General features: G+C 62.5%; 17 protein-coding genes and 1 pseudogene. 12 read left to right on the forward strand and 6 right to left on the reverse strand.

The window, feature by feature from the left end; all coding sequences use genetic code 11:
- Positions 1 to 36 precede the first annotated feature (36 nt).
- Both KI241_RS06640 and KI241_RS06645 read left to right on the forward strand, forming a co-directional pair.
- On the forward strand, positions 37 to 708 hold the full coding sequence (locus tag KI241_RS06640; protein ID WP_042732115.1) for a response regulator: 672 nt from the start codon (positions 37 to 39) through the stop codon (positions 706 to 708).
- The gene (locus tag KI241_RS06645) at positions 701 to 2,092 is read left to right on the forward strand and encodes a sensor histidine kinase (protein ID WP_042732114.1); all 1,392 of its coding nucleotides are present in this window, start codon (positions 701 to 703) and stop codon (positions 2,090 to 2,092) included. The genes KI241_RS06640 and KI241_RS06645 overlap by 8 nt, the downstream gene beginning before the upstream one ends.
- Before the next feature lie 29 nt (positions 2,093 to 2,121).
- Here KI241_RS06645 and KI241_RS06650 read toward each other — a convergent pair whose 3' ends face one another.
- Positions 2,122 to 2,943, reverse strand: a complete 822-nt coding sequence (locus KI241_RS06650; protein ID WP_042732113.1) for an HDOD domain-containing protein — start codon at positions 2,941 to 2,943, stop codon at positions 2,122 to 2,124.
- Between the two features lie 35 nt (positions 2,944 to 2,978).
- The gene (locus KI241_RS06655) at positions 2,979 to 3,920 is read right to left on the reverse strand and encodes a folate-binding protein YgfZ (RefSeq protein WP_042732112.1); all 942 of its coding nucleotides are present in this window, start codon (positions 3,918 to 3,920) and stop codon (positions 2,979 to 2,981) included.
- 149 nt (positions 3,921 to 4,069) lie between these two features.
- Between KI241_RS06655 and KI241_RS06660 the strand changes: the two genes are divergently transcribed.
- Entirely contained in the window at positions 4,070 to 4,324 is a 255-nt protein-coding gene (locus tag KI241_RS06660) for a succinate dehydrogenase assembly factor 2 (protein WP_042732111.1), read from the forward strand.
- Positions 4,308 to 4,760: a protein YgfX gene (locus KI241_RS06665; protein WP_212803486.1), complete on the forward strand. Its 453-nt coding sequence runs from the start codon at positions 4,308 to 4,310 to the stop codon at positions 4,758 to 4,760. The genes KI241_RS06660 and KI241_RS06665 overlap by 17 nt, the downstream gene beginning before the upstream one ends.
- Here the strand turns inward: KI241_RS06665 and nadB are convergent.
- Entirely contained in the window at positions 4,729 to 6,345 is a 1,617-nt protein-coding gene (gene nadB, locus KI241_RS06670; RefSeq protein WP_212803487.1) for an L-aspartate oxidase, read from the reverse strand. The genes KI241_RS06665 and nadB overlap by 32 nt on opposite strands.
- Positions 6,346 to 6,904: 559 nt before the next feature.
- Here nadB and rpoE point away from each other — a divergent pair.
- From rpoE to KI241_RS06690, 4 genes and pseudogenes are all read left to right on the forward strand, one after another.
- Positions 6,905 to 7,486, forward strand: a complete 582-nt coding sequence (gene rpoE, locus KI241_RS06675) for an RNA polymerase sigma factor RpoE (RefSeq protein WP_003172477.1) — start codon at positions 6,905 to 6,907, stop codon at positions 7,484 to 7,486.
- Between the two features lie 31 nt (positions 7,487 to 7,517).
- Entirely contained in the window at positions 7,518 to 8,105 is a 588-nt protein-coding gene (locus KI241_RS06680; RefSeq protein WP_042732348.1) for an RseA family anti-sigma factor, read from the forward strand.
- A 13-nt stretch (positions 8,106 to 8,118) separates the two neighbouring features.
- Positions 8,119 to 9,066 (forward strand): MucB/RseB C-terminal domain-containing protein, encoded by a 948-nt coding sequence (locus KI241_RS06685; protein ID WP_042732347.1) that lies wholly within the window; start codon positions 8,119 to 8,121, stop codon positions 9,064 to 9,066.
- A gap of 231 nt (positions 9,067 to 9,297) precedes the next feature.
- Positions 9,298 to 10,727, forward strand: a pseudogene (locus KI241_RS06690) (DegQ family serine endoprotease).
- A 227-nt stretch (positions 10,728 to 10,954) separates the two neighbouring features.
- On the opposite strand, the gene KI241_RS06695 reads toward KI241_RS06690, so the two are convergent.
- On the reverse strand, positions 10,955 to 12,388 hold the full coding sequence (locus KI241_RS06695) for a M48 family metalloprotease (RefSeq protein WP_047739241.1): 1,434 nt from the start codon (positions 12,386 to 12,388) through the stop codon (positions 10,955 to 10,957).
- A 98-nt stretch (positions 12,389 to 12,486) separates the two neighbouring features.
- On the opposite strand from KI241_RS06695, the gene KI241_RS06700 reads away from it, so the two are divergent.
- Both KI241_RS06700 and KI241_RS06705 read left to right on the forward strand, forming a co-directional pair.
- Complete coding sequence (locus KI241_RS06700) at positions 12,487 to 12,726, forward strand: sulfurtransferase TusA family protein (RefSeq protein WP_025212368.1); 240 nt, start codon at positions 12,487 to 12,489, stop codon at positions 12,724 to 12,726.
- A 30-nt stretch (positions 12,727 to 12,756) separates the two neighbouring features.
- Entirely contained in the window at positions 12,757 to 13,827 is a 1,071-nt protein-coding gene (locus KI241_RS06705) for an AI-2E family transporter (RefSeq protein ID WP_042731971.1), read from the forward strand.
- Between the two features lie 138 nt (positions 13,828 to 13,965).
- On the opposite strand, the gene KI241_RS06710 is transcribed toward KI241_RS06705, so the two are convergent.
- Positions 13,966 to 14,439 (reverse strand): peroxiredoxin, encoded by a 474-nt coding sequence (locus KI241_RS06710; RefSeq protein ID WP_042731972.1) that lies wholly within the window; start codon positions 14,437 to 14,439, stop codon positions 13,966 to 13,968.
- Between the two features lie 10 nt (positions 14,440 to 14,449).
- Positions 14,450 to 15,010: a glycine cleavage system protein R gene (locus KI241_RS06715; RefSeq protein WP_003184325.1), complete on the reverse strand. Its 561-nt coding sequence runs from the start codon at positions 15,008 to 15,010 to the stop codon at positions 14,450 to 14,452.
- Positions 15,011 to 15,327: 317 nt separating this feature from the next.
- Between KI241_RS06715 and dapA the strand changes: the two genes are divergently transcribed.
- A complete protein-coding gene (dapA, locus tag KI241_RS06720) occupies positions 15,328 to 16,206 on the forward strand; it encodes a 4-hydroxy-tetrahydrodipicolinate synthase (protein ID WP_042731973.1) in 879 nt (292 codons plus the stop codon).
- Between the two features lie 17 nt (positions 16,207 to 16,223).
- On the forward strand, positions 16,224 to 17,339 hold the full coding sequence (bamC, locus tag KI241_RS06725) for an outer membrane protein assembly factor BamC (RefSeq protein WP_042731974.1): 1,116 nt from the start codon (positions 16,224 to 16,226) through the stop codon (positions 17,337 to 17,339).
- Positions 17,340 to 17,341: the final 2 nt, after the last annotated feature.

Genomic DNA, 17,341 nt, shown 5'->3' on the forward strand with positions numbered 1-17,341 from the left:
AATGGCGTCGGCCATCCCTGAATCGAGGAATAACCCATGCGTGTTCTGCTCGTCGAAGACCATCTGCAGCTTGCCGAAAGCGTTGCCCAGGCGCTCAAGAGCACCGGTTTGACCGTCGATGTGCTGCACGATGGCGTGGCCGCAGACCTGGCCTTGAGCAGCGAGGAGTACGCCGTGGCCGTCCTCGATGTCGGGCTGCCGCGCATGGACGGTTTCGAAGTGCTGGCGCGCCTGCGGGCTCGCGGCAAGACCCTGCCGGTGCTGATGCTCACCGCCCGCAGCGACGTTAAGGACCGCGTCCACGGCCTGAACCTGGGGGCCGACGATTACCTGGCCAAGCCCTTTGAACTGACCGAGCTGGAGGCCCGGGTCAAGGCGCTGTTGCGGCGCAGTGTCCTGGGCGGCGAACGCCAACAGCGCTGTGGTGGGCTGGTGTATGACCTGGACACCCGTCGTTTCACCCTCGACGATGAACTGCTGACGCTGACATCCCGCGAGCAGGCGGTGCTGGAGGCGTTGATCGCCCGGCCGGGGCGGGTGATGAGCAAGGAGCAGTTGGCCGCCCAGGTATTTGGCCTGGACGAAGAAGCCAGTGCGGATGCCATCGAGATCTACGTCCACCGGCTGCGCAAGAAACTCGATGGCCATGCCGTCGCCATCGTGACGTTCCGTGGCCTGGGCTACCTGCTGGAAAACCGCGATGCATAAGCCCGACAGCCTGCGCTGGCGGTTGCTCTGGAACCTCGCATTGCTGTTGGTGGTGCTGATGCTCGCCAGCGGCCTGAGCGCCTACTGGAACGGTCGCGAAGCCGCGGATACCGCCTATGACCGCACGCTGCTGGCCTCGGCCCGAACCATCGCCGCGGGGCTTTCCCAGCGCGATGGCAGCCTGAGCGCGGACGTGCCCTATGTGGCCCTGGACACCTTCGCCTATGACAGCGCCGGGCGCATTTATTACCAGGTCAATGACATCAACAAGCAGTTGATCTCTGGCTATGAAAACCTTCCCGGCCCGCCGCCCGGTACGCCACGCACCGACGATTACCCGGCCCTGGCGCGCTTCTACAACGCCAGTTACCAGGGCCAGAACGTGCGGGTGGTGAGCCTGCTCAAAGCCGTGAGCGAGCCGAACATGAACGGCATGGCGGAGATTCGCGTTGCGGAGACCGAAGAGGCGCGGGTCAGCATGGCCCGCAGCCTGATGGCCGACACCTTGCTGCGCCTCGGGATGCTGGCCGTGGGGGCGTTGCTGCTGGTGTGGTTCGCGGTCAGTGCCGCATTGCGTCCACTGGAGCGCTTGCGTACGGCGGTGGAGGAGCGCCAGCCGGACGATTTGCGTCCGCTGCCGCTGGTGGAAGTCCAGCATGAGCTCTGGCCCCTGGTGCGGGCCCTCAACCACTTCACCGAGCGGCTGCGCGGGCAGTTCGAGCGCCAGGCGCAATTCATTGCCGATGCCGCCCATGAACTGCGCACACCGTTGGCCGCGCTCAAGGCCCGCCTGGAGCTGGGCTTGCGCGCCAGTGAGCCGGCGACCTGGCGTGAAACCTTGGAAACCGCCGCCCAAGGCACCGACCGCTTGACCCATCTGGCGAATCAGCTGTTGTCCATGGCCCGCGTCGAAAACGGCGCCCGCGCCATCGCCGAGGGCGGCGCGCAGTTGCTCGACATGAGTCAGCTGGCCCGGGAGCTGGGCATGGCCATGGCGCCGCTGGCCCATGCCCGGGGTGTGGCGTTGGCGCTGGAAGCCGATGAGCCGGTGTGGCTGCGGGGCGAGCCGACCTTGCTCAACGAGTTGCTGAGCAACCTGGTGGATAACGCCCTGGCGCATACCCCATCGGGCGGCAACGTGATCCTGCGGGTCACCGCGCCGGCGGTGCTGGAAGTTGAGGACGACGGCCCTGGCATTCCCCTGCACGAGCGCGATCGGGTGTTCGAGCGCTTCTATCGTCGCAACCAGCAAGTGGCCGGGTCCGGCCTGGGGTTGGCGATCGTCGGTGAGATCTGCCGCGCTCACTTGGCGCAGATCACCCTGCACGATGGGCAGGAGCGGGGGCTGAAGGTGCGGGTGAGTTTTGTACCGGGCTCGGACTGATTCCAATGCGCTTCGGCGCACCCGGCTCGCTAGTAAAACATCGACCGCGCCTCTTCGATGTGCGCGCAGCGATCCTTGTTGTCCAGGTCGATGCCCAGCTTCTTGAAGGACGGCACCGCAAACACATCGATCTTGCCGAGAGGGTGGTCGGTGTCTCTGTAGCAATACAGCGCAGCGACCTGCACCAGGTCGACATAATCGACCTGCCGGGTATCCCGGGTGAAATCCAGGTACAAGCCCGGCAGTTTCACCAGCCTCTCTGGAAACTCCCAGACACTGAGCAACTTGTCCCCCAGCACCGGATGAATCGTCTCGATGACATGGTTGAGGCTGACGGGGTCGGACAACAATTCGTTGTTGTCTTGCGCGTACGTCAGGATCGGCAGCACGCCGATCTGGTGCACCAGCCCACCGAGGGCCGCCTGGTCGGGCTTGAGCTGCGTGTAGCCGCGGCACAGCGCATAGCTGACACCGGCGATCTCCAGGCTTTTGCGCCAGACTTCGCGCATTTTCTGTTCGACCACCTCGGAGCGGGCATGGAAAATCTGCTCCATGACCAGGCCAATGGCCAGGTTACTGCTGTAGTTGACGCCAAGCCGGGTGATGGCCGTGTGCAGGTCGGTGACTTCCTGGGTGGCGCGAAGCAGCGGGCTGTTGACCACTTTTATCAGGCGAGCCGAAAGCGCCGTGTCGCGACCGATCACTTTGCTCAGGTTGCTTACGCTGATTTCCGGGTCTTCAGCGGCCCGGCGAATCTGCAGGGCCACTTCCGGTAATGTTGGCAACACCAGGTCATCGTTATCGATGGCCTCCACCAAATCCCGTTGGACCTTCTCCGCCAAATCGCTCATTTCGGTTCTCTAGGGTGTTGCGACAAAGGCTGCGATCAGCGCTGGATCTCGCGGTCGCGGTCCAACTCGTAAGGCAAGTCGAGCAACTGCAGGGTTGGGCCTTCCAGGGCGCCCAGGTGCAGGTTGCCATCTTCCGCTGCTTCGGCCTGCAACACCGCCAGCAGTTCAATGTTTTGCTCGGCTCGCGCAGCCATCACCACTTCGCCGATGGAGCTGCCGTGGGTCGGGGAGAACAGCGCCGTGCCCGGTTCCGGCAGTTCGCTGGCGTCCAGTTGCAGGCGATACAGGCGCCGTTTGAGCTTGCCCAGGTACTGCATGCGGGCGACGATTTCCTGGCCGGTGTAGCAACCTTTCTTGAAACTCACGCCGCCAACGGCTTGCAGGTTGAGCATCTGCGGGATGAACAGCTCACGGGTGGCCGGCATCACCTGACCGATACCGGCGCGGACCTGGCCCAGCAGCCACGGGTTCAGGTCTTTCTCGGCGAGTGCCGCGGCCAGTTGGCTCCTGAGCGCTGGCGCCTGCTCGGCGCGGGCCCAGAGTTCAGCACGGCCGGGGGAAACCCGCACGGCGATCAGCGACTCATGGCGAACCACACTGTCGGTGTCGGCCGGCAGTTCGAGGCCCAGGCCGGCGAGCACGTCGTCGGCGTTTTCCAGGCCGAAGCGAACCCAGGCCGGGCTTTCGTCGGTGAGTTTGGATTTGGAGAACACGGCGTATTTTTTCAGGTCCGCCAGTTGAGGCTCGAGCAGCTCGCTGGCCATCGCCATCAGCACGCCGTCGCCTTCGAGCAGGATGCGGAAGCTCGATTGCATCCGGCCTTTCTGGGTGCAGCGGGCACCAAGGCTGGCACGGCTGTCGCTCAGGTAGTTGAGATTGCAGGTCAATTGACCTTGCAGGAATTTGCCGGCATCCACGCCGCGGACCGCGAGAACGCCTTCGTGGGACAGGGTGCAGAAAAAAGCGGAATCAGCCATGGGACATCGCAGGGTAAAAAGTCTGGTGGACATCATAAGGGGGCGCCCTTGAAATGGGTAGTTCACAAAGGAACGGTCGTGGTCGACCAATGCTGTCTGTTCCACCACGGCGGGGCCTGTATACTTGCGCTCTATTTGAGGAGCGCTCCATGGTCGAAGATGTTGAACTGAATCGCCTCTACTGGCACAGCCGTCGCGGCATGCTTGAGCTGGACGTGTTGCTGGTGCCGTTCGTGAAAGAGGTCTATCCCCATCTCAATGAAACGGACCGCGCGTGCTATGTCCGCCTGCTCGAATGCGAGGACCAGGACATGTTCGGCTGGTTCATGGAGCGTAGCGAATCCGACGATCCAGAGCTGCAGCGCATGGTTCGGATGATTCTGGACCGTGTCCAGCCAAAGTAACCGCTTCGAATGCCGCTGGCAGGCCTCCAGGCAACTGCTGGCGGCCTACCTGCTGGCCCAGGCGGTCGCCCTGGGTTCGTTGTGTCTCCTGTCTGTCCCTTTCCCGTTGGCAGCGCTTGGCGTGGTGCTGTGCCTGGCCCATGGCGCCTGGGTCCTGCCGCGACAGCTCTTGTTGACCCATCGACAGGCCTTCAGTGGTTTGCGTTACGATGCGGCCGGTTGGCACCTGTGGAGCCCGGCTCACGGTTGGCGGGCGGTGCAGTTGCGCCCCGACAGCCTGGCGTTGCCGATGATCGTCGTGCTGCGTTTTCGCCTGCGGGGCGAGTGGCGGGTCCGCTCGCTGTGCGTGCCGCGCGACGCGATGGCGCCGGATGTTCATCGGCGCCTGCGGGTGCGGCTCAGGTTCAGTCGACGTAGGTGGGCGGCACCAGGATAGTGTCCAGTGCCTCGGGCAGTAGGTTCGGGTAGTCGAGGGTGTAATGCAGCCCTCGGCTTTCCTTGCGCTCCATGGCCGAGCGAATCATCAGTTCGGCCACCTGGGCCAGGTTGCGCAGCTCGATCAGGTCGCGACTGACTTTGTAGTTGCTGTAGAACTCGTCGATTTCATCCAGCAGCAAGCGCACCCGATGCTGGGCCCGTTGCAGGCGCTTGTTGGTGCGCACGATCCCCACGTAGTCCCACATGAAACGCCGTAGTTCGTCCCAGTTGTGGGCGATGATCACGTCTTCGTCCGAATCGGTGACCTGGCTGGCGTCCCACGAGGGCAGGGCGGCGGGGATGGCGATCTGTGGCAACTGTTGCAGGATGTCTGCCGCCGCCGAGCGGGCGTAGACGAAGCATTCCAGCAGCGAGTTGCTGGCCATGCGGTTGGCGCCGTGCAGGCCGGTGAAGCTGGTTTCGCCGATGGCGTACAGGCCCGGCACGTCGGTGCGGCCCTGCTGGTCGACCATCACGCCACCGCAGGTGTAGTGCGCCGCCGGCACCACCGGGATCGGTTGCCGGGTGATGTCGATGGAAAACTCCAGGCAACGCTCGTAGACGGTCGGGAAATGGCTCTTGATGAAGGCTTCGGGCTTGTGGCTGATGTCCAGGTAGACGCAATCGATGCCCAGGCGCTTCATTTCATGGTCGATGGCCCGGGCGACGATGTCCCGGGGCGCCAGTTCGGCACGCGGGTCGAAGCGCTGCATGAAGCGTTCACCGTTGGGCAGCTTCAGGTGGGCCCCTTCGCCACGCAGGGCCTCGGTCACCAGGAAACTCTTGGCCAGCGGGTGGTAAAGGCAGGTGGGGTGGAACTGGTTGAATTCCAGGTTCGCCACCCGGCAGCCCGAGCGCCATGCCATGGCGATGCCGTCGCCGCAGGCGCCGTCGGGGTTGCTGGTATAAAGGTAGACTTTCGCGGCCCCGCCGGAGGCCAGGATGACGAAACGCGCGCCGTAGGTGTCGACTTCGCCGGTGCCGCGATTGAGCACGTAGGCGCCCAGGCAACGATCACCCTCCAGGCCCAGGCGCTTTTCGGTAATCAGGTCGACCGCGACGCGCTGCTCCAGCAACTCGATGTTCGGCCGCTGCCGCGCCTGGGCGAGCAATGTCTTGAAGATCGCCGCGCCGGTGGCATCGGCCGCGTGGATGATCCGTCGATGGCTGTGGCCGCCTTCGCGGGTCAGGTGAAATTCGAAACCGCCGTCTTCGTTGCCGGAGTGCTCGTCACGGGTAAATGGCACGCCCTGGTCGATCAGCCACTGGATGGCTTCCCGGCTGTGCTCGACGGTAAAGCGCACCGCGTCCGGGTGACACAGGCCGCCACCAGCGTTGAGGGTGTCGTCGACATGGGACTCGACGGTATCGGTATCGTCCAGGACGGCCGCGACGCCGCCCTGGGCCCAGAATGTCGAGCCGTTGGCCAGGTCGCCCTTGCTCAGCACGGCGATGCGCAAATGCTCCGGCAAGGTCAGGGCAAGGCTCAAACCGGCGGCTCCGCTGCCGATTACCAGAACATCATGTTGGAACTGTTGGCTCATTCGAATGGTTTCCGCTCAAGGCGACCCGGGTCGGGGTTGGCGCAGGACACCGTTTCATCGGGTCACGCAGCCACGCAGCCCACTAGTATATAGAGGGGGGGACCGGCACAATAGCCGGGCGAATCATGGCAATGTGGTACCAGTGTGGTGGAACAGCGGCACGCTTCGTCGGATCGCGGTTTCGCATGGGCGGGCAACAAGGCGGCCGTTTCGAGGATAGAGCGTGGTTTATCCCGTCACGGTTGGCCAATGTCCACTTCACAGCGCTATAAAATAGAGGGAACTTTTGCCAGGCGCCTACGTTCAATAGACGGTTGTCTGCAAAAGGGAGCAGCGTTGGGTGTGCAGGATTTCGATTGAAGTCCTTGCCGACAGGCCCGGCGATAGATTATTCGCGCAGCCGGGGAATCTCGTGCTGCGTTTTTCGTGCGTGCCGAGATCAGAGCGCGCCGGAAACTTGCTTGGAAGGGGGAGAACTTTTGCGAAAAGCCCGAGTCTATGTTTGCAAGCCCGGACAATTAGTAATGCAAGCCTCCTTCGAGCTTATCGAGGAGTGTTCATGCTAACCCAGGAAGAGGATCAGCAGCTGGTTGAGCGCGTACAACGCGGCGACAAGCGAGCTTTCGATCTGCTAGTGCTGAAATACCAGCACAAAATTCTCGGGTTGATCGTGCGGTTCGTGCACGACACCCATGAAGCGCAGGATGTTGCTCAGGAGGCCTTCATCAAGGCCTACCGTGCACTTGGTAATTTTCGCGGCGACAGCGCGTTCTACACGTGGCTTTACCGCATCGCCATCAACACGGCGAAAAACTATCTGGTTTCACGCGGCCGCCGGCCGCCGGATAGCGATGTAAGTTCTGAAGATGCAGAGTTCTACGATGGCGATCACGGCCTCAAGGACCTCGAATCCCCGGAACGCGCATTGCTGCGGGATGAGATCGAGGGCACTGTCCACCGAACCATCCAGCAACTGCCCGAAGATTTGCGTACGGCTTTAACTTTACGCGAGTTCGACGGTCTGAGTTATGAGGACATTGCGAGCGTCATGCAATGTCCGGTGGGTACCGTGCGCTCCCGGATCTTCCGCGCTCGGGAGGCCATCGATAAAGCCCTGCAACCGTTGTTGCAGGAAAACTAAAGACAGCGGCGATAGCCAAGAGAGGAACGCCATGAGTCGTGAAGCCCTGCAGGAATCGCTGTCCGCAGTGATGGATAACGAAGCGGACGAACTGGAATTGCGTCGGGTATTGAATGCCTTTGACGATGTTGAAACCCGTGAGACCTGGGCTCGTTACCAGATCGCTCGGGCTGTAATGCACAAGGACCTGCTGCTTCCGCGCCTGGACATCGCTGCGGCCGTTTCTTCTGCATTGGCTGACGAAGCCGTACCGGCAAAAGCCTCCCGCGGACCATGGCGCAGCCTGGGTCGCCTGGCCGTTGCCGCTTCGGTCACCGTAGCCGTACTGGCCGGTGTGCGCCTGTACAACCAGGATGAGATTGCCGGCGTGCAAATGGCGCAGCAGTCCACCCAGCCTGGCCTGGCCGCTCCACAGGTCAAGGGCCCGGCAGTGCTGGCCGGCTACAGCGAAGGTTCGGAAGCTGCAGGTCCGATGACCAACGGTGTGCTGCAAGGCCAACCTGGCTGGCATGACCAGCGTCTGCCTAACTACCTGCGTCAGCATGCCCAGCAAGCTGCCTTGAAGGGTACTGAAAGCGCGCTGCCCTATGCCCGTGCAGCCAGTATGGAAAACCGTTAATTAAGGACGACCATTGCGCGCCATACCTTTATTCGCGCTGTTGCTGGGAGGCTGGTGTACGGTTCCAGCCTATGCCGATGAGGCTCAGGACTGGTTGAACCGCCTGGGCCAGGCCGAGCAGCAACAAAGCTTCCAGGGCACTTTCGTTTACGAGCGCAACGGTAGTTTCTCTACCCACAACATCTGGCATCGTGTCCAGGATGGCAAGGTCCGCGAGCGGCTACTCCAGCTCGACGGCTCGGCACAGGAAGTCGTGCGCATTGATGGACGGACTCAATGCGTCAGCGGCTCCCTGATCGCGGGGTTGGGCAATACGCCAGACGGCACTGCACGGGCGCTCGATCCGCAAAAACTCAAGAATTGGTATGACCTTGCCGTCATTGGCAAGTCGCGTGTGGCTGGGCGTCCGGCGGTCATCGTGGCGTTGACGCCCAAGGACCAGCATCGCTACGGCTTCGAACTGCACCTGGACAAAGAGACGGGGTTGCCGCTCAAGTCCTTGTTGCTCAATGACAAGGGGCAACTGCTCGAACGGTTCCAGTTCACGCGCATGAACGTTGCCGCGCCGGCGGAGGCCGATTTGCAGGCCTCGGCTGATTGTAAGGTGGTTGCACAGGACCCGGACAAGGCCGCTGCGGTGAAAGCCTCCTGGCACTCGGACTGGCTGCCGCCGGGCTTCGAGTTGGCCAGCAGTACCGCGCGCAAGGACCCGGACACCAAGGTCCTGGTCAACAGCCTGATGTACGACGATGGCTTGGCGCGCTTCTCGGTGTTCCTTGAGCCATTGAATGGCGCCAACGCCACCGATACCCGCACTCAGCTCGGCCCGACGGCCGCCGTCTCCCGTCGACTCACCACGCCCCAGGGCGAAATGATGGTCACGGTGGTTGGCGAGATTCCCATCGGGACGGCGGAGCGGATCGCGCTGTCCATGCGTTCCGATGTCACGGCGACCCAGTAGCGTATTGGCTGGGTGGCCTGAATGCGCGAAAGGCTGATGGCGCCGGGGTCTGATCGAAATGCCGAAACTTCCTGTCAGCATTTTCATTTGCAAAAACACGGTTTTTTTTCTATTAGGTCAGAGCCGCTCGGCCCTGGCCTTGTCTGTTTGCGGAACAAAAATACCGGCGTATCTTTCCCTGGTATTGCTTGCTCCATATCGCTTAACCATGCTCGTCGTAACGGGAGCCGTATGTCGATACCACGCTTGAAAACCTATCTCTCCATCTTTGCCACCGTGCTTGTGCTCGGCCAGGCTGTCCCTGCCGTGGCAGCCGAGTTGCCTGACTTCACGCAGTTGGTCGAGCAGGCGTCGCCCGCAGTGGTGAACATCAGTACGACCCAGAAGTTGCCGGATCGTCGGGTATCGGACCAGCAGATGCCGGACCTCGAAGGCCTGCCGCCGATGCTGCGCGAGTTCTTCGAGCGCGGGATGCCGCCGCAACCGCGGTCGCCGGGTGGCGGTCGCCAGCGTGAGGCGCAATCCCTGGGTTCCGGCTTCATCATTTCGCCTGATGGCTACATCCTGACCAACAACCACGTGATCGCCGACGCCGATGAGATCCTGGTGCGCCTGGCTGATCGCAGTGAACTCAAGGCCAAGCTGATCGGCACCGACCCACGCTCCGACGTGGCCTTGCTGAAAATCGACGGCAAGGACCTGCCCGTGCTCAAGCTGGGCAAATCCCAGGACCTGAAGGCCGGCCAGTGGGTCGTGGCCATCGGTTCACCGTTCGGTTTCGACCACACCGTGACCCAAGGCATTGTCAGCGCCATCGGGCGCAGCTTGCCGAACGAGAACTACGTGCCCTTCATCCAGACCGACGTGCCGATCAATCCGGGTAACTCCGGTGGCCCGCTGTTCAACCTTGCCGGTGAAGTGGTGGGTATCAACTCGCAGATCTACACCCGGTCGGGCGGCTTCATGGGCGTGTCCTTCGCCATCCCGATCGACGTGGCCATGGACGTGTCGAGCCAGCTGAAAAGCGAAGGCAAGGTCAGCCGTGGCTGGCTGGGCGTCGTCATCCAGGAAGTGAACAAGGACCTGGCCGAGTCGTTCGGGCTGGAAAAACCAGCCGGTGCGCTGGTGGCGCAGATCCAGGAAGGGGGCCGGCGGCCAAGGGCGGCCTGCAAGTGGGTGACGTGATCCTGAGCATGAACGGCCAGCCGATCATCATGTCCGCCGACCTGCCGCACCTGGTGGGCGCCCTCAAGGCCGGTGCCAAGGCCAATCTGGAAGTGATCCGCGAAGGCAAGCGCAAGAATGTCGAACTGACCGTCGGGGCCATTCCCGAGGAAGGCAAGGAGCTGGATTCGCAGACCAAATCCGGTGTCGAGCGCAGCAGCAATCGACTGGGCGTGGCAGTGGCCGAGCTTACCGAAGAGCAGAAGCGCACCCTGGAGCTTCAGGGCGGCGTGGTGATCAAGGAAGTGCAGGACGGTCCTGCGGCCCTGATCGGCTTGCAACCAGGCGACATCATCACTCACCTGAACAACCAGGCCATCGGTTCGGCCAAGGAGTTCACCGATATCGCCAAGGCACTGCCGAAGAATCGCTCGGTGTCGATGCGGGTCCTGCGTCAGGGACGTGCGAGTTTCATCACCTTCAAGCTGGCCGAATGACCGGTTAGCGCCGCAATGAAAAAACCGCCTCAAGAGAGGCGGTTTTTTATGCGTGGTAAATACTGCCTGCCACGCAGATGGGTGACGAGCCCATGACCCTGTGGGAGCGGGCTTGCTCGCGAAAGGGTCAGCACCTTCAACATCATTGCAAGCTGACCCACCGCTTTCGCGAGCAAGCCCGCTCCCACAAGGGAGCTGTGCTGGGCCGTAAACCTGGCGTCGCAGCCTTACCCCATCATGTCCTTGACCATGCGTTCCTGTTCCATGAGCTCCCGTTGCCGGGCGTCGATGCGTGACGACAGCGGGAAGTTGGTGCCGGCGCGACGTTTGGCGAAGTCCAGTTGCTGGATGGCCTGGCGGTAGTCGCCAACCAGCGCGAAGTACTCGGCACGCGCCTGATGCAAGCCAATGATGTTGCCCGACAAGCCGCGAGTCTCGGCCACCATGTACCAAACGTCCGGGTCGTCCGGGCGGGACTTGAGCAGCGTTTCCAGGGCCTTCTCGGCGTCGGCGGGGCGGTTTTGCTTGAGCAGCAGGTCGACCCGTACCTGGTTGAGGGGGTAGTTGCCTGGGTATTGCGTCAGCATCCGGTCGACGCGCGATTGTGCGTCGGCCAGCTTGTTGCTGGTGATGTCCAGGTCAACCTGGGCCAGGTTGTAGATGATTTCGTTGGGTGATTTGGCCAGTAGCGGCTTGAGGTTTTCCCGGGCCTCGTTCAATTGGCCGCCCTTGATCTGCGCGATCGCCAGGCCATAGCGCGCCACGTCGTTCTTCGGGTTCTCATCCAGCTGCGCCCGGAAGCGCTTGGCGCCCAGGCCCGGGGTTTCTTCGTAGATCAACTGGACGCGTGCGCGAATCAGTTGATAACGCACGCTGTCCTCGATGCCGCCCGGCTTGGCCTGTTCGGCGCGGTTACGGGTGTCGGCGATCCGGGATTCGGTCACTGGGTGAGTCAGCAGGAACTCCGGAGGCCGGGCGTCGAAGCGGTACTGGCGCATCAGGCGCTCGAACATGGTCGGCATGGAGCGCGGATCGTAACCGGCCTTCTCCAGGTTCAGGATGCCGATACGGTCGGCCTCCTGTTCATTCTGGCGGGAGAAGCGCCGCTGTTCCTGGATGGCGGCTGCCTGGGTCCCGGCGATGGCGGCGATGCCGGCGTCACCGCCACCGGCGGCGGCGATCACGATGCCGGTCAACAGCGCCGCCATCATCGGCACTTGCATGCGCTGCTGGGCTTCGACGCCGCGGGCGAAGTGGCGTTGCGACAAGTGCGCCAGTTCGTGCGCCATGACCGAGGCGTATTCGCCTTCGGTCTGGGCGTTGAGGAACAGGCCGCCGTTGACCCCTACGATCCCGCCCGGCGCGGCGAAGGCGTTGAGTTGCGGGCTGTTGATCAGGATGAACTCCAGGCGCCGGTCATTGACCTGGCTGGTTTCCACCAGCTTGTAGACGCTGGTTTCAACATAATCCTTGAGCTGTGGATCGTTGAGCTGGGACACCTGGCTGCGCAACAGGGCCAGCCAGGCGCGACCCAGCTGGTGTTCCTGTTCCGGCGAGACGATGGCAGAACTGGCGTCGCCAAGTGACGGCAGGTCGTCGGCGAAGCCCGGTGAGGCAAGCAGGCAAGCGAGCGTCAGCAGGGTGGGGCGCAGAAATGTCATGCACGAAGCCTTAGTCGACAAAGACCTTACTGTAGCCGGACACCGGGCCCGGGACCAGATATTCTAGGCGGCTCAACGACCTGCCGCGGAGTGAACCGATGACCGATGCTGTAGCCCACGATGCCGAACTGGACGCCAGCGGCCTGAACTGCCCGTTGCCGTTGCTCAAGGCCAAGCTGGAACTCAATCGGCTGGCCAGTGGCGCGGTGCTCAAGGTGACCGCCACGGATGCGGGCTCCCAGCGTGATTTCCGCACCTTCGCCCGGTTGGCCGGTCATACGCTGCTGCGTGAAGAAGACGATAACGGCGTTTACCGTTACTGGCTGAAAAAGGCCTGAGCAATCGATGACGCTTCTTAAGGATTTTTAATGTTCAAGGTGTTACGCGACTGGATTCAACGCTACTTCTCCGATGAGGAGGCGGTGGTCCTGGCTGTCCTGCTGTTCCTGGCCTTCACCGCCGTGCTCACCCTGGGCGGCATGCTGGCACCGGTGCTGGCGGGGATGGTGCTGGCGTACCTGATGCAGGGCCTGGTCACCACCCTGGAGCGCCTGCGTTTGCCGGGCGCCGTGGCCGTCGGCTTGGTGTTCGCCCTGTTCATGGGCTTGCTGGTGCTGTTCATCGTGGTGATCGTGCCGCTGCTCTGGCACCAGTTGGTGACGCTGTTCAACGAGTTGCCGGGGATGCTCGCCAAATGGCAGTCGCTGCTGTTGCTGCTGCCCGAGCGTTATCCGCACCTGGTGTCCGACGAGCAGGTACTGCAGACCATCGAGGTGGTGCGCGGGCAGATTGGCAAGTTCGGTCAGTGGGCGCTGACGTTTTCACTGTCCAGCCTGCCGCTGCTGGTCAACATCATGATTTACCTGGTGCTGGTGCCGATCCTGGTGTTCTTCTTTCTCAAGGACCGGGAAATGATCGGGCGCTGGGTCCGGGGCTACCTGCCTCGCGAGCGCACGCTGATCACTCGGGTGGCCCAGGAAATGAACCGCCAGATCGCCAATTACATTCGCGGCAAAGTCATCGAGATTTTCATCTGCGGCGGCGTGACCTACATCGGCTTCGTGGCCCTGGGGCTCAACTACGCGGCGCTGTTGGCCTTGCTGGTGGGGGTTTCCGTGGTGGTGCCGTACGTGGGCACCGTCGTCGTCACCGTGCCGGTGGCGCTGATTGCGCTGTTCCAGTGGGGCTGGAGCGATCAGTTCATTTACCTGATGGCGGTCTACGGGATCATCCAGACCCTGGATGGCAACGTGTTGGTGCCGCTGCTGTTTTCCGAGGCGGTGAACCTGCACCCGGTGGCGATCATCTGCGCGGTGCTGCTGTTCGGCGGGTTGTGGGGGTTCTGGGGCGTGTTCTTCGCCATTCCCCTGGCGACGCTGTTCAAGGCCGTGCTGGATGCGTGGCCGAGCAAGGAGCCGGTGGTGGCGCCGTTGTTGTAGCGGTCACATCTGAATGAGTCGGTGAGGTTGATGGCGCCATCGCGAGCAAGCTCGCTCCCACAGGGATTGATTAACACCACCAATCCATAGTGGGAGCGAGCTTGCTCGCGATGGCGCCAGTACAGGGCAGTGAGAATTTCAGGCCTTGTCGAGCGCCTGGGCCGCCGCCAGCACCGCATCCACATGCCCCGGCACTTTCACACCACGCCACTCCTGGCGCAGTACACCGTCCTTGTCGATCAGGAAGGTGCTGCGATCCACGCCCAGGTATTCCTTGCCATAGAGCTTTTTCAGTTTGATCACATCGAACAGCTGGCAAACGGCTTCGTCCTTGTCGCTGATCAGCTCGAACGGGAATTCCTGTTTGCACTTGAAGTTCTCGTGGGACTTGAGGCTGTCCCGGGAGACGCCGAACACCTCGGTGTTGGCGGCCTGGAACTGCGGGTACAGGTCACGGAACCCCTGGCCTTCGGTGGTGCAGCCCGGCGTGCTGTCCTTCGGGTAGAAGTAGATCACCACCTGCTTGCCTTTCAGGGCCGCGAGGCTGATGGTCTGCCCGCTGGTGGCGGGCGCCTGGAAATCGGTAACCGGTTGGTCGACGGCAACGGCCATGAACGCTTCCTTACATTGGGTTTTGTGGACGCCACGGTTCGATCAGCGCATCCAGATTCATCGCGTCGGCGAAGTCCAGGAACTGATCGCGCAGCCAACTGATCTGGGTGCCGGCCGGCAGGGTCACGGTGAACGTGGCATTGAGCATGGTGCCGCCGGTCTGGGGTGCCTGGTAGGTGTCGCAGGTCAGGTTTTCCAGCTCGACGTGGTGGTCCATGAAGAACTGGCACAGCTCGTTGATGATGTCCGGGCGGTAGGCCGAGCTCACGTAGGCCACGTAGGGCAGGGCCTGGGGACGGTTCTCCAACGCGGCGCTGCGCACCACGTTGACGGTGAAGGCGTGCTTCTTCGCCAACACGGGGAGGCTGCCTTCCAGGCGAGCGAGGGCGTCCCAGCTGCCGGAAATTTCCAGCACGAGCGCACTGCATTCGCCGTGACGGGTCAGGCGTGAGGTCACGACGGCGCAGCGATTTTCATGGCTGGCGCGGCACAGGACGTTAGTCAGCTCCATGGGGTTGGCGCCAAGGGCACTGATAACAAGGAATTGTTCGCGGACTGTGGGGGTGGACATGCAGCATTCCTAAAGCGATGAGCGGTCAGTACTTTTTACAGCCCGGTACGGCGCCAGGCCCCGGAAAAGCGCACGGCCCAGGCCCAGTGTCCGGGGTTGCGCCGTGTTCCGCGATGGCAGCAACGGACCGGGACAAACGCAGGATCGGGGCTTGTGGCGACGAAAACGGAGGCTGGAAACCGGCGTACGAGCTTATCGGTACCGATCAAAGCCTGAAGGGTAGCGAAAACCATCGCCAAGGGGAATGGTAGTTCGCTTGTACAAGCATCTTGGCGCCAGTACCATTACCGCTCTCTTTTTCCGGCAGGAGCGGTTTCATGATTGCGGGCAGTATGGTGGCACTGGTCACACCCATGGATGCACAAGGGCATCTTGACTGGGCCAGCCTCAGCAAACTCGTGGACTTCCACCTTGAAAACGGCACCCATGCCATTGTCGCCGTCGGCACCACCGGCGAGTCGGCCACCCTCGACGTCAACGAACACATTGAAGTCATCCGGGCCGTGGTCAAGCAGGTCAATGGCCGCATCCCGGTCATCGCCGGCACCGGCGCCAACTCCACCCGCGAAGCCGTCGAACTGACCCGCAATGCCAAGGAAGCCGGCGCCGATGCCTGCCTGCTGGTTGTCCCGTACTACAACAAGCCGACCCAGGAAGGCCTGTACCAGCACTTCAAACACATTGCCGAAGCCGTCGACATCCCGCAGATCCTCTATAACGTTCCCGGCCGCACCTCCTGCGACATGCAGGCCGAGACGGTGATCCGCCTGTCCACCGTGCCGAACATCATCGGCATCAAGGAAGCCACGGGCGACATGAAGCGCGCCAAAGCGATTCTCGATGGCGTGAGCGAGGATTTCCTCGTGCTGTCCGGTGACGACCCGACCGCCGTCGAGCTGATCCTGCTGGGTGGCAAGGGCAACATTTCCGTGACTGCCAACGTCGCCCCGCGCGAAATGGCCGACCTGTGCGAGGCCGCGCTCAAGGGCGACGCCGAGACCGCCCGGGCCATCAACGAAAAACTGATGCCGCTGCACAAGGACCTGTTCATCGAGGCCAACCCGATTCCGGTGAAATGGGCCTTGGTCGAAATGGGCCTGATGCACGAGGGTATCCGCCTGCCACTGACCTGGCTGAGCAACACCTGTCATGAACCGCTGCGGCAGGCCATGCGCCAGTCCGGCGTCCTGGTTTAATTGAGGAAGTACAACGCATGAAGCGAATGGCCGGACTTTCCGCACTTGCCTTGATTATCTCCAGCACCAGCGGCTGCGGATGGATCTGGGGGCCGGAAGGTTACTTCCGCGACCGTGGTAGCGATTACCTGCAGGCGCAACAGACTGCACCGATGCAATTGCCGCAAGACGTCAACGTCGCCAAGCGCCTGGATCCGCTGCTGCCGATCCCGCGCAACGTCGCCGACGACACCGCCAAGGGCGAATACGTCGTCCCACGCCCGCAGCCGCTGTCGGCCGTGGCCGAGGCCAGCGACTACACCTTGCAGAAAAGTGGCGATTCCAGCTGGGTCATGGGCCAGCATCCACCGGCTGAAGTCTGGCCCGTGGCAATCCAGTTCTTCCAGGACAACGGTTTCCGCCTGGATGAACAACGCCCGCAGACCGGCGAATTCACCACCACCTGGCAGCGCGCCGATGAACTGTCCGCGGCCATGGGCAAGCGCCTGAGCGCCGCCGGTGTCGCATCCGACGCCGAAACCCGCGTGCGGGTGCGCATCGAGCCTGGCGTGCAGCGCAACACCAGTGAAATCTATGTCGTCAGCGCCGAGCGTCCTGCCGGCAGCACCGCCGACGTGGCCTTCACCAACCGTTCGGTCAACACCGGCCTCGACGCAGCACTGGTCGATGACATGCTGGCCAGCATGAGCCGTACCGCCGAGCAGGGTGGTTCGGTTTCGATGCTCGCCACCCGCGACTACGACACGCCAAGCCGCGTCAGCCTGAGCGAAGACGGCAGCGGCAACCCGGTGCTCAACGTCGGCTCCGACCTGGACCGTGCCTGGTCGAGTGTTGGCCGTGCATTGGAGCAGGGCGAATGGCGAGTTGAAGATATCAACCGCAGCCTGGGCCTGTACTACATCAACCTCGCCGAAAAAGCCGAGAAGAAAGACGAGAAGCCGGGCTTCTTCAGTGGCCTGTTCGGCAGCAAGCCGGACAAGGAAGAAGTTGAAGCCCGTGCCGAGCGCTATCAGGTTCGCCTGAGCAAGGTGGGTGACAGCGTCCAGGTGACCGTCGAGAAGAACATCAACACCGTGGCGCCGGCCGAAGTGGCTCGTAAAGTGTTGAGCGTGATTCAGGACAACCTGGGCTGATC

It is taken from the genome of Pseudomonas sp. Cab53, assembly GCF_018325965.1.
Taxonomy (GTDB): Bacteria; Pseudomonadota; Gammaproteobacteria; order Pseudomonadales; family Pseudomonadaceae; genus Aquipseudomonas; species Aquipseudomonas chlororaphis_E.

Coding starts and splice junctions, on each gene's coding strand:
- KI241_RS06640 (WP_042732115.1), top strand. CDS start 37: ATGCGTGTTCTGCTCGTCGAAGACCATCTGCAGCTTGCCGAAAGCGTT.
- KI241_RS06645 (WP_042732114.1), top strand. CDS start 701: ATGCATAAGCCCGACAGCCTGCGCTGGCGGTTGCTCTGGAACCTCGCA.
- KI241_RS06650 (WP_042732113.1), bottom strand. CDS start 2,943: ATGAGCGATTTGGCGGAGAAGGTCCAACGGGATTTGGTGGAGGCCATC.
- KI241_RS06655 (WP_042732112.1), bottom strand. CDS start 3,920: ATGGCTGATTCCGCTTTTTTCTGCACCCTGTCCCACGAAGGCGTTCTC.
- KI241_RS06660 (WP_042732111.1), top strand. CDS start 4,070: ATGGTCGAAGATGTTGAACTGAATCGCCTCTACTGGCACAGCCGTCGC.
- nadB (WP_212803487.1), bottom strand. CDS start 6,345: ATGAGCCAACAGTTCCAACATGATGTTCTGGTAATCGGCAGCGGAGCC.
- rpoE (WP_003172477.1), top strand. CDS start 6,905: ATGCTAACCCAGGAAGAGGATCAGCAGCTGGTTGAGCGCGTACAACGC.
- KI241_RS06680 (WP_042732348.1), top strand. CDS start 7,518: ATGAGTCGTGAAGCCCTGCAGGAATCGCTGTCCGCAGTGATGGATAAC.
- KI241_RS06695 (WP_047739241.1), bottom strand. CDS start 12,388: ATGACATTTCTGCGCCCCACCCTGCTGACGCTCGCTTGCCTGCTTGCC.
- KI241_RS06700 (WP_025212368.1), top strand. CDS start 12,487: ATGACCGATGCTGTAGCCCACGATGCCGAACTGGACGCCAGCGGCCTG.
- KI241_RS06705 (WP_042731971.1), top strand. CDS start 12,757: ATGTTCAAGGTGTTACGCGACTGGATTCAACGCTACTTCTCCGATGAG.
- KI241_RS06710 (WP_042731972.1), bottom strand. CDS start 14,439: ATGGCCGTTGCCGTCGACCAACCGGTTACCGATTTCCAGGCGCCCGCC.
- KI241_RS06715 (WP_003184325.1), bottom strand. CDS start 15,010: ATGTCCACCCCCACAGTCCGCGAACAATTCCTTGTTATCAGTGCCCTT.
- dapA (WP_042731973.1), top strand. CDS start 15,328: ATGATTGCGGGCAGTATGGTGGCACTGGTCACACCCATGGATGCACAA.
- bamC (WP_042731974.1), top strand. CDS start 16,224: ATGAAGCGAATGGCCGGACTTTCCGCACTTGCCTTGATTATCTCCAGC.